The sequence below is a fragment of the Dyella sp. A6 genome (assembly GCF_036320485.1).
GTDB lineage: Bacteria > Pseudomonadota > Gammaproteobacteria > Xanthomonadales > Rhodanobacteraceae > Rhodanobacter_A > Rhodanobacter_A aluminiiresistens.
This window is the reverse complement of record NZ_CP132911.1, coordinates 97,570-112,743: the sequence shown is the minus strand read 5'-3', so window position 1 is coordinate 112,743 and position 15,174 is coordinate 97,570. Positions and strand designations below refer to the sequence as shown.

Below are 15,174 nucleotides of genomic sequence, written 5' to 3'. Positions count from 1 at the left end.
GGCTGCGATGTCGCCAAAATCGCCCACACGACATAGCCCATTGGCGCCGACGCCACCGATGGGATGGAACAGCTGGAACAGCTTCGGCGCCACCATCACCGAGGCACAGACGCGGGAGACCGCCGCCATCATGGCGCGTGAGCTGTTGCCGGCCGGCTACGACGTCCTCACGGTCGACATCCAGTGGTACGAACCCGACGCCACCGGCTACGCCTATGCAGCCCATCCGATACCGACACTGGACCGCTACGGCCGCCTGCTGCCCGCGCCCAACCGGTTTCCCTCCAGTGCCGGCGGGCACGGCTTTGCGCCGCTGGCACGCCATGTCCATGCGCTGGGTCTGCGTTTCGGCGTACACCTGATGCGTGGCATTCCGCGGCTGGCGGTCGAACGCGACTGCCCGGTGCTGGGCACAAAATTCACCGCGCGCGAGATTGCCGACACCTCCAGCACCTGCGCGTGGAACCCCGACATGTATGGCGTCGACATGTCACGGCCCGGTGCGCAGGCTTACTACGACAGCGTGTTTGCCCTGCTCGCCTCGTGGGGCGTGGATTTCGTCAAGCTCGACGACCTCAGCCGGCCCTACGACGCCCATGCACCCGAAATCGAGGCCATCGCCTCCGCCATCGAGCGCAGTGGCCGGCCGATGGTGCTGAGCATGTCGCCGGGACCGACACCGCTGGTACGCGCCACGCACGCGCGCAAGCACGCACAGATGTGGCGCATCTCCGACGACTTCTGGGACCACTGGCCGATGCTCAAGGCACAGTTCACCCGGCTGGAGAACTGGAGCCCCTACTGCGGAGACGGTGGCTGGCCGGACGCCGACATGCTGCCGCTGGGTCGGCTCAAGCTCGGCACGCGCAACACCCGCTTCACCCCGGACGAGCAACGCACACTGATGTCGCTGTGGTCGATTGCCCGCTCGCCGCTGATCATGGGCGGCGACCTGCGCCATCTGGATATACCGACCCTGGCCCTGTTGACCAACCCCGAGGTGATCGCCGTCAACCAGGCCTCCAGCGACAACCGGCCCTACTTCGTCGCCGACGGCACCAGCGTCTGGGCCGCACGCTCGCCCGGGGGCGAGGTCTATGTCGGCCTGTTCAACACCAGCGACCAGACCCGCGACGTGGCCATCGAGCTGGCGCTGCTGAACATCACCGGCAGCGTGGCAGTGCGTGATCTCTGGCAGCGTCGACCCGACGGCACCGCGAAGGGCTCGCTCTCGCGTACGCTTCCGCCCCACGGCGCCGGCCTCTATCGGCTGGAGCGGGCGTGAGGGTGCGATGTCTGCTTGCGCTGGCCTTGGCGGCCAGTGTCCCGGCACTGGCTGCCGGACCTTCGGTCAGCGTGCCACTGCGCCCTGACATCGCCCACCCCACCACGCGCTTCGAAGGCTGGGGTACGGCACTGGCATGGTTCGCCAACGTCACCGGCCGCTGGCCGCTGGCGCAGAAGCAGCACCTGGCCGATCTGCTGTACGGACCCGACGGCCTGGGCTTCACCATCGCGCGCTACAACATCGGCGGCGGCAATCCGGCCGGCACAGCACCATTCTCGCAACCCGGTGCCGACGTGCCGGGCTTCTGGCACCTGCCAAGCGGCGACAGCGCGCACGCATGGAATCCCGACAATCCGGCCATGTGGAACCGGTCGGCCGACCCCGGACAGCGCTGGTGGCTCGAGGCCGTGCGCAGGCGGGTGGCGACACCGATCTTCGAAGCCTTCTCCAACTCGCCACCGTGGTTCATGACGGTGAGCGGCCGCACTTCGGGGGCGGCCAAAGCGACGCAGAACAACCTCCGCCCCGGCATGGAAGACGCCTTCGCGAGCTACCTGGCACGGGTGGTGGCGCAGCTGCAGCTACGCGAACACATCCGCTTCCGCACGCTGTCGCCGTTCAACGAACCAGACACCGACTACTGGTACCTTGGAAACCGCCAGGAAGGTTCGCACTGGAGCCCGGCGCTGCAGGCGAACATGATCGACGCCACCGCCGCCGCGCTGAAACGGCAGGGCCTGGCAACGGTGGTGTCGGCGCCGGACGAGACCAACTCGCACCTGTTTCTGAAGGACTGGGCCGCCTACCCGCCGGCCACGCGCAGGCGCGTCGGCCAGATCAACGTGCACAGCTACGGTACCGTCCACCAGACCGGCGTACGCGACGCGGCCCGCGCTGCCGGCATCCGCCTGTGGATGAGCGAGAACGACACCCCGCTGCGCGGCGATCCGGAGAACTTCCAGGGCATGGCCTCGCCGCTGGCCTTCGCCGAGCATGTGGTGCTGGACCTCAAGCGCCTGCAGCCGGCGGCGTGGGTGTTCTGGCAGGCGGTTGAGAACATCAGCGCGCGACACGGCCGGGGTGGCTCCAACTGGGGGCTGATCAAGACCGACCTGCTTGCCCCCGCCGATACGGTCCATGTGCTGCACATCACCCGCAAGTACTGGGCCATGGCCCAGTTCAGCCGCTACATCCGGCCCGGCTACCGACTGATCCCGGTGCAGGACATGGATACGGCCGGTGCCCTCTCGCCCGACGGCCGAACCCTGGTCCTGGTCCACGTCAACGGCGGCATCACACCGCGCCGGCTCGGGATCCCGTCGGGCTGGCACGGCATTGCCATCCTCACCGACGCCCACCACGCCCTGGCCTGCGGCAACCGGATGTACGCACCGCCGCGCTCGATCGTGACGCTGGTACTCCGTCGCGGGTCGCACGCGCCGCACTGCGGGACGCATCCGTGAAGCGGGTCGCGTTGTGTCTGGCCGTACTGGGCAGTGTGCTCGCCCTGCACCCGACCGCCGCTGCAACAGCGCACGCCAACGCGCCGCTGCGCCTGCCGGTAATGCCGCTTCACGACCCGTGGATCGTCGCCGACACCGCCACACACACCTACCACCTGTACACGCGCAACCGCGCGCGCATGACCCATGACCCCCGGCTCGGCATCATGGAGTACACCAGCCGCGACCTGAAACACTGGACCCACCCGCGTGTGGTGTTCACGCTGCCGCCGGGCACCTGGGCCGACGCTGGCGCCTGGGCGCCGGAGGTGCACCGCTGGCGCGGACGCTGGTACCTGTTCAGCACTTTCTACAATCCGCACCGGCCGCTGCCGGCCCACGGTCATCATCGGCCGATACGTCGCGCCACCGTGCTGGCAGTGTCCGACAGCCTTGATGGCCCGTTCCGTCTGGTGCGTCATGGCCAACCTATCGTGCCAAAGGCGAAGATGACCCTGGACGGCACACTGTATATCGGCCCTTCGGGGCATCCATGGCTGGTGTATGCACACGAGTGGGTGCAGATCGGCGACGGCACCATCGATGCCATGCCGCTGGACGACGCTCTGGCCCGAGCCGGCCCCTCGAAGGTGCTGTTCCACGCTTCCGACGCACCCTGGGTGGACGGCAAGAAGCAGCCCAACGGCAACACCATCTACGTCACTGATGGACCAGAACTGTTCCGCACCCGCAGCGGCACCCTGCTGATGCTGTGGTCGAGCTACGACCGCCACGGTTACGTGGAGGGCCTGGCCCGCTCGCGCAGTGGCTCAATCCTCGGCCCCTGGCAGCAACTGCCCCCGCTGGTGCGCGCCGACAGCGGCCACGGCATGCTGTTCCATCGCTTCGACGGCCAATTGATGATGGTGCTGCACCGCCCGTTCCGCCACGCGCGCGGCAAGCTCTATCTGATGCGCGATACCGACGACCGCGTGCGCATCGTGCGCGAGGCGGTCGAACTGGACGGCGAAACCCACCCGGTGCCGCCACTACCCGCACGCTCACGCCCTCGCCGCCGTGCCACGCCTCCCGACACCCGGACCAGACCATGAAGCACACCTGCCTCATCGCGATCGGCATCTTGTTCGCCATGATGGCCGCGGCTCCTGCCCTGGCATCCTCGGCGACCCTGCCGAAGACGATCCTCTACGGCGCCGCCTACTACCCGGAGTACGAGCCTGTCGACCGCATCGAAAAGGACGCGCAGATGATGCAGGCTGCCGGCATCGACGTGGTGCGCATTGGCGAGTCGACCTGGGGCACGCTGGAGCCGCAACCGGGCGTGTTCGACTTCAGCGACATCGACCGCACGCTGGCGGCGATGAACCGCCACGGCATCAAGGTCATCATCGGCACACCAACCTACGCCATTCCCGCCTGGCTGGCACGCGAGCATCCGGACGTGCTGGTGGTCACGGCACAGGGCCGCGCCAAGTATGGCCGCCGGCAGAACATGGACATCACCAACCCGCACTACCTGGCGGCGGCCCGGCGGGTGGTCGTGGCGCTGGTCGACCACGTGCGCGACAACCCCGCGGTGATCGGCTACCAGATCGACAACGAGACCAAGGCCTACGGAACCAGCGGACCGAACGTGCAGAAGGCGTTTGTCGCCGCCATGCGAAGGAAGTTCGGCACCCTTGACGCACTCAACACGGCCTGGGGCCTGAACTACTGGAGCAATCGGATCAACCGCTGGCAGGACTTCCCTGACGTCACCGGCTCCATCAATGCCAGCATGAGCAACGCCTTCGCCGCCTACCAGCGTGGCCTGGTGACCCATTTCCTGGCCTGGCAGGCCAAACTCGTGCGTGCACACGCACGGCCCGATCAGTTCATCACCCAGAACTTCGACCTCGGCTGGCGCGGTTACTCCTACGGTGTGCAACCTGAGGTCAACCAGTGGCGTGCGGCGCGTGCCCTGGACGTGGCCGGCGTGGACATCTACCACCCGACTCAGGACAAGCTCACCGGCGCCGACATCGCCTTCGGCGGCGACCTGGCGCGCTCGCTGCGCAACGGGCAGAACTACCTGGTGATGGAGACCGAGGCGCAGGGCTTCCCGGACTGGACGCCCTATCCTGGCCAGTTGCGGCTGCAGGCCTTCAGTCATCTTGCCTCGGGCGCCAACATGGTCGAGTACTGGCACTGGGCGACTACGGCCAACGCCGCCGAGACCTACTGGCGCGGCATCCTATCGCAGGACTACCAGCCCAACGCTGTCTACCGCGAGGCAAAAACCATCGGCGCCGACCTCAGGCGACTGGGTCCGACCCTAGTCGACATGACCAAGCACAACCAGGTCGCGATCTACGTCAGCAACACTGCGTTGAGCGCATTCGACGCATTCAGGATCCACGCCGACGGCCAGTGGATCGGCTACAACCAGATCATGCGACCGTTCTACGACGCGCTCTACCGCATGAACGTAGAAACCGACATCATCTCGCCGGATTCGAAAGTCGACCTGGACAAGTACAAGCTCATCATCGTGCCAGCCCTGTATGCCGCCACCGATGCACAGATCCAGCGGCTCAACGACTATGCACGACGCGGTGGGCATCTGCTGTACACGTTCAAGAGCGGCTTCTCCGATCAGAACACCAAGGTGCGCTATACGGTGCAACCCGGCGACATCAGCAAGGCGGCTGGCGTCGTCTATCACGAGTTCACCATCCCCCACGACGTTTCGCTGGCCGGCGATCCGTTCAACGTCGGCAAGAAGGGCAACACGATCCGCTGGTGGATGGAGTTCCTCAAGCCGACCACCGCCCGGATCATCACCCGCTACCAGCACGCGTCGTGGCCGGCCTACGCGGCGATCACCGAGAACCACTGGGGCAAGGGCGAGGTCACCTACGTCGGCTTCATGCCGTCCCGCGCCATCCTCGCCAAGCTGATGGCCCGCGAGACCGCAGAGGCCGACGTGAAGCCGCGCCTGCCCGACGTGCACTTCCCGGTCATCGTCCGCGGCGGCACCCTGCACAACGGCCACGCGGTGCGCTACCTGCTCAATTACTCCCGAAACCCGCAGAACGTAACCACGCCCTTTGCCGGCACCGAGCTTCTGTCGGGCCGCGCGATCCACGCCGGCCAGACGATCCACCTGGGCGCGTGGGGCGTCGCCATCGTCGAATCATCCGTCGGCCCGTAAGGCACGACGTTTCAGGCAGACTGCGCGGTCTGGTGACTGGCAAACCTGGCGAACATGTCGGCAAACGTGAGCCGTGTATCGATGCCGGTGTAGACCCGCATCAGTCGTGACCCCTCGCGCTGCCGGTAGGTGCCGTCCGCGCCGAGCAGCGGGGTGGGGCGTACCACGTAGCGGCTGGACGAGCTGTCGGGCTCGAAGGCACTGAGCAGCGCGGTCAGCGTGACCAGTGGACTGTCGCCGAGGATGTAGGTCTCGCCCATGTGGTCCGGGTAGCGATACCGCACCGCATCGAGCGCATCGAGCAGGAAGCGGCCAAGATCGCCGGCACGACCGAGGCGCAAGCCGAGCTCGGCCATCGACACGAGCATCTGGCGATAGACATTTCGTGGCACCTGCCAGATTTCGATGCCGGCGTCGTTGAATACCGTCTGGGCCGCGCCAGCGTCGATGGTGAAGTTGTATTCCGGGTCGTTGCGGCGTGGCATACCATGGACCAGGTCCGGCCATTCGCTACCACCGATCCAGACCAGCCTCATGCGTGTGGCGATGTCCGGCGCGATGCGCAGGGCCTCGGCCAGTTCGGTCAGTCCCGCCCCGGCGGCATAGACCAGCGGGACCTGTGTATCGCTGCGGCGGGCTTCGCGGATGATGCGATCGGTTACAGCACTGCGCACCGGCGCTGCTCCAGGGGCTGCCGCCGCATCGCGGCCTGCCAGCACGGTCGGCACTGTGGAAAGCCGCATGGCCGACATCAGTCCGTGCACACGGGATACCGCATCCTCCGCCTGGGTGCGGGAAGGATCGAGGAAATCGTTCACGTGGATATGCGATCCGACGATGAAGGGGATTTCGATCGATGGCGACAGCAGATGGTGGGCAAGCTGGAAAAGTCCGTCCGGATCGCCCGAGAAATCGTTGTCGATGATGACCCGGAATCGCGGACGGGCGGCACTGGCAAAGGTGCGCCCTGAGGCCAGTGCCGAAGTCACGAGCACGGCCATGCCCGCGATGAACCGCCTTCGCGACGGCACCGGGGAATACATATCGCTCGAATCGTCCCGTATGCGCTCCATCCATTTTCCCGTGCGATTGGCCCGGTCCCATGTCCTGGCCCGGATTTCTGACCGCAGATTCATGGCACCAGGACGGCAAGTAAAAAAAATGGGGGGCCGCCACAATCATGTCGCCGGCCACCCCATCGGGGAGAAATCTTGCCGGCTTCACGCAGCGCGTGGACACGCATGCGTGAAGCCGACTTCAAGCATGCATCAATCCACGTCCAGCACCACGATCGACTTCGCCGGCAGCTTCGCCTCCAGCGAGGCTCCACGCACGTGCGCACCATCGAATGCCTCCGGCTTGATCGTGTCCGGATGTGCGAAGGTGTTGTGCGTGTTCATCTGCGGACCGGTGAGGATCTGTCCGCTCACGCCATGCGCCGACATGCCTTCCAGACGCACCGCGACCTGCGCGGCCTTGTGCGGGTCCAGGTTGACCAGCACCATGTGCACCTTGCCATCCTTGCCGCGCACGGCCGAGCCCTGCACCGCGGGCACGCTGACCTTGCCCAGGGTGTATGCGGGCGTGTCCAGCTTAAGCGGCAGGGCTTCGGCGCCCTGGTAGGGGATGAACATCTTGAACACGTAGTAGGTGGGCGTCAGGATCATCTTGTCGCCCTTGGTCAGGATCATCGCCTGCAGCACGTTGACCATCTGCGCGATGTTGGCCATGCGCACGCGATCGGCGTGATGGACAAAGATGTTCAGCGTCAGCGCGGCCACCATGCCGTCACGCAACGTGTTCTGCTGGTACAGGAAGGCGGGGTTGGTACCCTGCTCGGCCTTGAACCAGGTGCCCCACTCGTCGACCACCAGCGAAACGCGCTTCTTCGGGTCGTACTTGTCCATGATCGCGCTGTCCTTGCTGACCAGCGTGTTCATGTAGAGCGCCTTGGACAGGGTGTCGATCCAGCCCGCCTCGTCGAACTGGCTGGCCGGCTGCATGTGGCTCCAGCCACCGGGGATCACGTAGTAATGCAGGCCGATCCCATTCATGAAGCGACCAGCCTTCTTCATCAGGGTGTCGATCCAGGCGTAGTCGTCGCCGTTGGCTCCCGGCCCGATGATGTCCGTGTGCTGCGGACCGTCGACATGCACGAAGGTCACGTAGCGGCGCAGCAGGTCAGCCGCGTAGTCGGCCGTCATGTTGCCACCACAGCCCCACAGCTCGTTGCCTACACCTAGGTAATTCAGACGCCAGGGCTTGTCGCGTCCGTCACGGCGTCGCATCTGAGCCCACTTCGAATGCGAGGTCGAGGTCATATAGTCGACCCAGTGCGCCAGCAGACTCGGCGGTTCGCTGCCGACGTTGCCGGCAACGAAGGTCCTGGCCCCGATCAGCTGCATGAACTTCATGTACTCGGGCGTGCCGAAGCTGTTGTCGTCGTCGACGCCACCCCAGGACACATTCTCGGTCATCGGCCGCTTGTCGGCCGGGCCGACACCGTCGCGCCAGTCGTAGCGGTCGGCAAAGCAGCCGCCAGGCCAACGCACCACGGGCACCTTCAGCGCCTGCAGCGCGTGCAGCACGTCGGTGCGGTAGCCGTCGGTGTTGGGGATCTTGGACTTCGGTCCGACCCAGACCCCACCATAGATGCTGTGGCCCAAGTCTTCCGCGAACTGGCCGAAGACAGCCGGATTGACGGTCGGACCGGACGCGTTCGCCCTCAGCGTGGCCGAGACGTGCACCGGAGCATCGGCCGCCGAGGCAGCCGGCATGCCGACCGCAATGGTCAGAGCCAGGGTGGTACCGCTAACGAGACGCCGGAAACTTGATTTCATAGTGATTTCCACATGGGACCTGGTTCGGTTCGGGGTCGCTGCGCGGCGCGGGTCACGATGCCATGGACCGATGCCCGGCACGGCGCACCGCGGACATCGACCTGCTGGACATCGGGCACTCGCCGAACCTTTCGCTTCCCCACGACTTGCGTTGCGCGTGGCGTGCCGGCACCGGTTTCGGAACAGCACACCGCTTCTTTGCTTGTGTGAATACGCTCAAAAGCAGGAATACGTTCAAAGCATAGTCAGCATGACATATATCAATCTAATGAATTATTCCCCTTCAAACATATCGTTCTTGCAATGAATTGAGTGCGACATGTGATGCCGGATCGCTCAGCCGTCGAGCGCGACCTCGGTGTTACTGGAATACAGCCGCCAGTCCACCAGCCGCAGCGCCGACCGGTGCCACAACCGCAGGCGCCAGTGGCGTGCCGTGGCCGCTGTCCATCGCGCCGTTTCCACGCCATTGGCAAGCACCGGCCGGCTGGCACCGTCGGTACGCGTCACGCTGAACCATTGCCCGTGGTGGCGATACTGGATCTCGTAGCGCTGCGGCGCCTCGACCAGCTTGCCGTCGGCAAAGAAGGCCGCTTCCATCGCATCGAGCGTGACCGGCCCGGCAAACTCCAGCGCGAACCAGTCGTCGCCGAGCGAGGCATCCACGCCCCAGCCGCGCACCATGTTGTCGAAAAACCACAGACGCCCGTCGACCGCGGCGTACAGCTCGGCCGGATCGGTGTGGCGCGAGGCACTGGGAATCGGATAACCCTTGCCGGACACATTGACGGCACGGTTGATGCGCCGTGGTGACGTCGGTTCCTGGCGCGTGGACAGCGACACCTGCAGACGCGCCAGCCCGGCCGCATGCGCAACGCGCTTGCCGTCGAGGTAGACCGACAGGCCGGCACCACGCTGGTAACGGCGACCATCGGCGTCCCATTGCACGCTGAGCAGATGACCACGCACCGGCACGTTTTCCAGCATGAACCAGGCCAGATGGTGCGGGTCCGACGCATCCGGCGGCACCAGCGGTCGTACCACCAGCGTGTCGCCCTCGCCGGGCCGCACACCGACCAGACCGTTGATCACCAGGTCGACGAAACTCGAGTGGTAGTAGTGGTGACTTCGCGGCAGGCCGACGATCACCCTGCCGGTGTCCGGGTTGTAGTCCTCCTGGATGTCCGGATGACCATCGAGCATGTGCAGGTCGGCGAACTGACGCAGGAACATCGCGTAGTGCGAAGGCGTGACCACGTCCTGGCTGTAGTCGTTGAGCAGATTGGCCATGCCGGTCAGTGCCTGCGCGGTCTGGAACGGCCAGGCAGGTCCGTTCCACTGGCATTCGGGACGACCGGTGGCCTGGTCGTAGCGGTACTGATGCATGTAGTGCGGATAGGACGGCTCCACCGTGCGCATGCCATAAGCGCCGCGCAGTTGCTGCGGCGACAGCAGGTGCCGCCATGCCTGTGCGTAACCGCCACGGTCGGGTGGCACATTGGCATACCAGGGCAGGTAGCCGACCAGCTCGCGCCCGCGGATGAAGTCCCAGTAGTGCACATGCGTGTTGCTGACCTGGTAGCGGTCGGTGAAGTGCAGGAAATCGGGGTTCCACAGGTCCTTGACGATACGCTCTCTCAGATCCTGCGCGCGCCCCGTGTACCAGGCGGCCGCGCGCTCGTCACCGGATAGTCTGCACAGCCGGGCGATGGCACGCGCATTGGCGAACATGTAGGTATTGATCGACGGCCGGAACGCCTGCCCGCCGCTGAAGCCGTCAGTGCCGCCGCTGGCATCGATCGAGGCGATCGTGTATTCGGTCGCGTCGTAAAGCGGCTCGACCCAGTACAGCCGCTTGTCGAAATCGTAGTGGTCATCCCAGCGGTTGAAGACGTACTTCATCGCGGCCAGATGGCGCACTGCCCGACGCTCGTCGCCGTGCACCAGGTAGTGTGCGTGGACCGCGTCGGCAATCGACTCGCTGAAATGCCGGTCGTTGCCGCCACCTTCGTACAGATAATCGATGAACCGGTCCACGTAGCGCCGGTCGCGCAACCAGCGGCCATCGTGAATGGGAAAGATGGCCGAGTCGTTGAGGGTGCCGTAGGGCTTGCGCTCCCAGGACACTGCGTCGAGGAACTCGGTGAACACATGGCCATGTGCGCCGAGATCGCGGATGTGCGCGCGGAACACCTGCCAGCGGTAGTAATAGACCTGCGTCAGGCGGGCGTCGGACGCTTCGAAGAACGGAATATTGTCCAGGTACCAAGGCGCGTCATTGCCGAAGTGCGCCTCGGCCAGACGCTGGTGATCGAGTACCCGGGTTCCGTCGCCCCACTCTGCTGGCGCTGGCGCTTCCGCGCCGTCATGATCGGCGGCACCGGTCGGCGTGCTGCCGGCGTTCCGCGTCCCGACCAGCAATGGCGCGAACGTCGCGCCCGCCGCCAGCTTCATGAAGCGCCTGCGCGATGGGGTGTCGGGCGATGCGGACATGACGGTTACTTCGCGGTGCCGGTGTGCCCGCTCCTGCCCAGGCCAGGGCGATCAAGTTCTGCCTGGCTTACCGACGGCCAGCCATCGGCGCTCCAGTGCAATGCCTTGATCTTCAGCTTGGGCATGCCATGGTCGCTGGCATCGTAGGCGTGGAAAACCAGATAGTCGGTGCCCCCGGAGGTGATCACGCCGTTGCCGCCGACGCCCGGATACAGTGCATCACCACCGACCACGAGCGTGCCGCCACCCTGTTCCATGGGTTTGCCGCTGCGATCCACATAGGGGCCGTGCACACTGCGCGAGCGGCCCACCATGACCTTGTAGTTGCTCTTCACGCCCCGGCAGCAGTAGTCCCAGGACACGAACAGGTAATACCAGCCACCATGGCGGAACACATACGGCGCTTCCTCGGCAGCCGGGCCCGGACGCGTTTCCGGGAAGAACGGCGGACGTTCGCGGCGGGCGATGCCATACCACTGCTGCGGCGTGGCAAGTCGCAGACCGTCGGCCCGCAGCTTCACCATTTTCAGGCCCGCCCAGAACGAGCCGAAAGCCATCCACAGGCCACCGTCGCGTCCGCGGATCACCGCCGGGTCAATCGCATTCCACAGGTCGCGATACGGCATCGACTGAACCACGATGCCGTGGTCGACCCAGTGATAGCGCGGCGAGCTGCTGTCCAGGGTGACGTTGGTGGCCACGCCGATGGCCGAGGTGTTCTTCTTGAATGCCGACACTGCGTAATACAGCACGTAGCGGCCGTCGACATGTGCTACTTCGGGCGCCCAGATCGAGCCGTCGAAGCCCTTGATGGTGCGGTGCGCCCAGGCCGGCGCCGCCTGGAACACTCGCGGTCGCGGGTGCCAGTGAACTAGGTCGGCGGAGCTGTAGACAGGGATGCCGCGGCCAGTTCCGTACAAGTACCAGATAGCCCCGTCACGTATCATCATCGGGTCGTGGACGATGACCTTGCCGAGCGGGATGACCGGAGCATCGGCGTGGGCCGCCGGGGTGCCGATCGACAACGCGCCAAGCAGCACGGCGCCGGTAAGCCCACGAAGGATCGAAGCGGCCTGCCGCAACGGCATGGATCGACATGCAGACATGCGCCGCCCCTTCAGCGCCCGGCGCCCACGGTCGAGAACCGGTAGGTAATGCGGTTACGGTAGACTTGGCCGGGGTTGAGTCGGGCCGAGCCGAAGTTCGGGTGATTGGGCGTATCCGGGAACAGCTGCGGTTCAAGCACGAAAGCATCGCCCTGCCGATACGTATGACCGGAAATGCCGACGGTCGAACCGTTGAGGAAGTTGCCGGAATAGAACTGCAGGCCGGGCTTGCGCGAGTACAGGCTCAGCACGCGGCCACTGCTCGGCGAGACGATCCGTGCCACCAGGCGCGGCTTGGCGCTGGCCTGGCGACTGATCACCCAGTTCATGTCGTAGCCCAGGCCGATCAGCAGCTGCCTGGAATGACCGTCGTGGATATCCGCCCCGATCGGCTTGGCCTTGCGGAAGTCGAACGGCGTACCGGCGACGTCGCGGAACGCACCGGTCGGAATCTGGGTGGCGTCGACCGGGGTGATCTGCGCCGCGGGAATCATCATCCGCTGGTTGAAGACCGTGCCGGAGCCCTCGCCGTTGAGGTTCCAGTAGGTGTGGTTGGAGATGTTGACGATGGTCGGCTTGTCGGTGGTGGCTTGGTAGTCGATCGTCAGACGGTCATCGGGGTAAAGCGTGTAGGTCGCGGTCACTGTCAGCGTGCCGGGATATCCCTGGTCGCCATCGGGACTGACGTAGCGCATGCTGACGCTGGCGGCCTTGCCCTGCTTGATCGAAAGGATCTTCCACAGCTGCATGTCGAAGCCCTTGGTTCCGCCATGCAGCGAGTTGGGACCGTCGTTGGTCGGCAGCTGGTAGGTCTTGCCGTCGAGGGTGAAGCGTCCCTTGGCGATGCGGTTGGCGAAACGGCCCACCGTGGCGCCGAAGAACTGGCGTTTGCCGAGGTAGCCCTCCAGGCTGCCGTAACCCAGCGCAATGTCGGCGGGGTGGCCGTTGCGATCGGGGGTGACGATGGACTGGACGCGTGCGCCGAAGGTGATCACCCGCACGCGGATACCATGTCCGTTATCCAGTGTCACCGCGTCCACTGCCCTTCCGTCCGGAAGCGTGCCGAACAGCGACTTTTGCGCCGTGGCGGCCAGCGCCAGCGCAGGCATCAGCAGGACGCCCGCCAGAGACACGCCAAGAATACGTCGATACATCTGCATCACAGATCACTCCTTGTCACCAACGGCACCCGCTTCGCGGCACCGGCCCGATCGACCGACATCACTGCACGCACCGAAAACGATTGCGGGGACGGACGCAGGTCCATCCCCGCAGGCCTAGACACCGATATCGCGCAGCCGGGTGCCGGACATCAGTTTGCGTTCGATATGCTCCAGCGCCACACCCTTGGTCTCGGGCAGGAAGCGGTAGACCAGGAAGATGAAAAGCACGTTGAGTGCGGCATACATCCAGAAGGTCTGGCTGGTGCCGACGGAGTCGAGCAATAGCAGGAAGGTGAAGCCGACAAAGGTGTTGCTCACCCAGTTGGTCACCGTCGATACCGACACGCCGAAGTTGCGGCCCTTCAGCGGCTGGATTTCCGAGCACAGGATCCACATCACCGGCGCGGCAGACATGGCATAGCTGATCACGAAGGCCACCAGCAGGCCGATGGCGATATAAGCAGTGGCGCTGCCGCCCAGGCCGACCTTGAACAGGATGCCCATGCCGAGCATGCAGGCGCCCATCACGCTGTAGCCGATGTAGAGCAGCGGCTTGCGGCCGGCGCGATCGACCTGGCCCACGGCGATGAACGTGGCCAGCGTCATCAGCGCACCGATGGCCACGGTGCCCCACATCCGTTCGGTGCCGGTGGTGATGCCGACCATGCCGAGGATCCTCGGTGCGTAATACAGGATCACGTTGGCGCCGGTGAGTTGCTGCATCACCTGCAGCAGCATGCCCAGGAAGGTGGAACGGCGGAAATTGGCGTTCTTGAGGAACAGCCGCAGGCCGCTGCCCTCCACGGCCAGGCTCTCGCGGATCGCGACCATCTCCACTCGCGCCATATCGTGATCGTGTTGGCGCAAGGTGAGCAGGGTGCTCATGGCCTCGTCCTCGCGCTGCTTGGACATCAGCCAGCGAGGGCTGCGCGGCAGGAACAGCATGGCCAGTACCATCAGCAGCGCCGGTGGCGCCATGGAACCCAGCATCCAGCGCCAGTTGCCCGAGTAGCTCAGCGCGGCATCGACGAGATAAGCCACCAGGATGCCCAGCATGATGCAGAGCTGATAGCCCGAGATCAGCGCTCCACGGCTTTTTTCCGGTGCGATTTCGGACAGGTAGATCGGTGCGATGTAGGAGGAGATGCCGACCGCCATGCCAAGAACCGCGCGCATGCCGATCAGCATGTAGGCGCTCGCGGCCAGCGCGCAGCCGACCGCGCCAAGGGCAAACACGAGGCCGCTTATCAGCAAGGTGGTACGGCGCCCGAAACGGTGCGACAGCCAGCCCGCACCGGCCGCACCCAGTGCCGCGCCGGCCATCATCGCAGCCACCACGGAAGATTGAATGGTGTCGGACGCGTTGAAGGTCTTGGATATCAGCGGCAACGCACCGGAGATGATGCCTATATCCATGCCGAACAGCAGGCCTGCCAGCGCGGCAATTGGCCCGACGATGTAGATGATCGGGATTTTCTTCGGGTGGGCGGCCTTCGCCATGCCGCCCAGTGCCACGGTGTCGTTTCCACCTGCTTGATCCATTTCACTCTCCCCTCATGGATGCGTTAGCCACCCCCCGGGGCAGAGCAACGCTATTTTTCTTTCTTTTGGTATGGGTGACTGCGGAC

Annotated in this window: 10 protein-coding genes; 4 read left to right on the top strand and 6 right to left on the bottom strand. The window is 65.2% G+C overall.

What is annotated here, in order from left to right; all coding sequences use genetic code 11:
- Positions 1–58: 58 nt before the first annotated feature.
- Genes RA164_RS00415 through RA164_RS00400 form a run of 4 tightly spaced genes read left to right on the top strand, consistent with a single transcriptional unit; the run spans position 59 to position 5,944 of the window.
- Positions 59–1,285: a glycoside hydrolase family 27 protein gene (locus tag RA164_RS00415; RefSeq protein WP_329742022.1), complete on the top strand. Its 1,227-nt coding sequence runs from the start codon at positions 59–61 to the stop codon at positions 1,283–1,285.
- Positions 1,282–2,751 carry a glycoside hydrolase gene (locus RA164_RS00410; RefSeq protein WP_329742021.1) on the top strand — a complete coding sequence of 490 codons (1,470 nt, stop codon included), beginning with the start codon at positions 1,282–1,284 and terminating at the stop codon, positions 2,749–2,751. Before RA164_RS00415 ends, RA164_RS00410 begins: the two co-directional genes overlap by 4 nt.
- Complete coding sequence (locus RA164_RS00405; protein ID WP_329742020.1) at positions 2,748–3,842, top strand: glycoside hydrolase family 43 protein; 1,095 nt, start codon at positions 2,748–2,750, stop codon at positions 3,840–3,842. Before RA164_RS00410 ends, RA164_RS00405 begins: the two co-directional genes overlap by 4 nt.
- On the top strand, positions 3,839–5,944 hold the full coding sequence (locus RA164_RS00400) for a beta-galactosidase (RefSeq protein WP_329742019.1): 2,106 nt from the start codon (positions 3,839–3,841) through the stop codon (positions 5,942–5,944). Before RA164_RS00405 ends, RA164_RS00400 begins: the two co-directional genes overlap by 4 nt.
- Positions 5,945–5,955: 11 nt before the next feature.
- On the opposite strand, the gene RA164_RS00395 is transcribed toward RA164_RS00400, so the two are convergent.
- The 6 genes from RA164_RS00395 to RA164_RS00370 all read right to left on the bottom strand — a co-directional run bounded on the left by RA164_RS00395 (position 5,956) and on the right by RA164_RS00370 (position 15,088).
- On the bottom strand, positions 5,956–6,945 hold the full coding sequence (locus RA164_RS00395) for a nucleoside hydrolase (protein ID WP_329742018.1): 990 nt from the start codon (positions 6,943–6,945) through the stop codon (positions 5,956–5,958).
- Positions 6,946–7,212: 267 nt separating this feature from the next.
- A complete protein-coding gene (locus RA164_RS00390; RefSeq protein WP_329742017.1) occupies positions 7,213–8,784 on the bottom strand; it encodes an alpha-N-arabinofuranosidase in 1,572 nt (523 codons plus the stop codon).
- A 336-nt stretch (positions 8,785–9,120) separates the two neighbouring features.
- Complete coding sequence (locus RA164_RS00385; RefSeq protein WP_329742016.1) at positions 9,121–11,277, bottom strand: MGH1-like glycoside hydrolase domain-containing protein; 2,157 nt, start codon at positions 11,275–11,277, stop codon at positions 9,121–9,123.
- Positions 11,278–11,282: 5 nt separating this feature from the next.
- Positions 11,283–12,383 carry a family 43 glycosylhydrolase gene (locus tag RA164_RS00380; protein WP_329742015.1) on the bottom strand — a complete coding sequence of 367 codons (1,101 nt, stop codon included), beginning with the start codon at positions 12,381–12,383 and terminating at the stop codon, positions 11,283–11,285.
- An 11-nt stretch (positions 12,384–12,394) separates the two neighbouring features.
- Positions 12,395–13,543, bottom strand: coding sequence for an aldose epimerase family protein (locus RA164_RS00375; protein ID WP_329742014.1), 1,149 nt, complete (start codon positions 13,541–13,543; stop codon positions 12,395–12,397).
- Between the two features lie 117 nt (positions 13,544–13,660).
- Complete coding sequence (locus RA164_RS00370; RefSeq protein WP_329742013.1) at positions 13,661–15,088, bottom strand: sugar porter family MFS transporter; 1,428 nt, start codon at positions 15,086–15,088, stop codon at positions 13,661–13,663.
- Positions 15,089–15,174 lie beyond the last annotated feature (86 nt).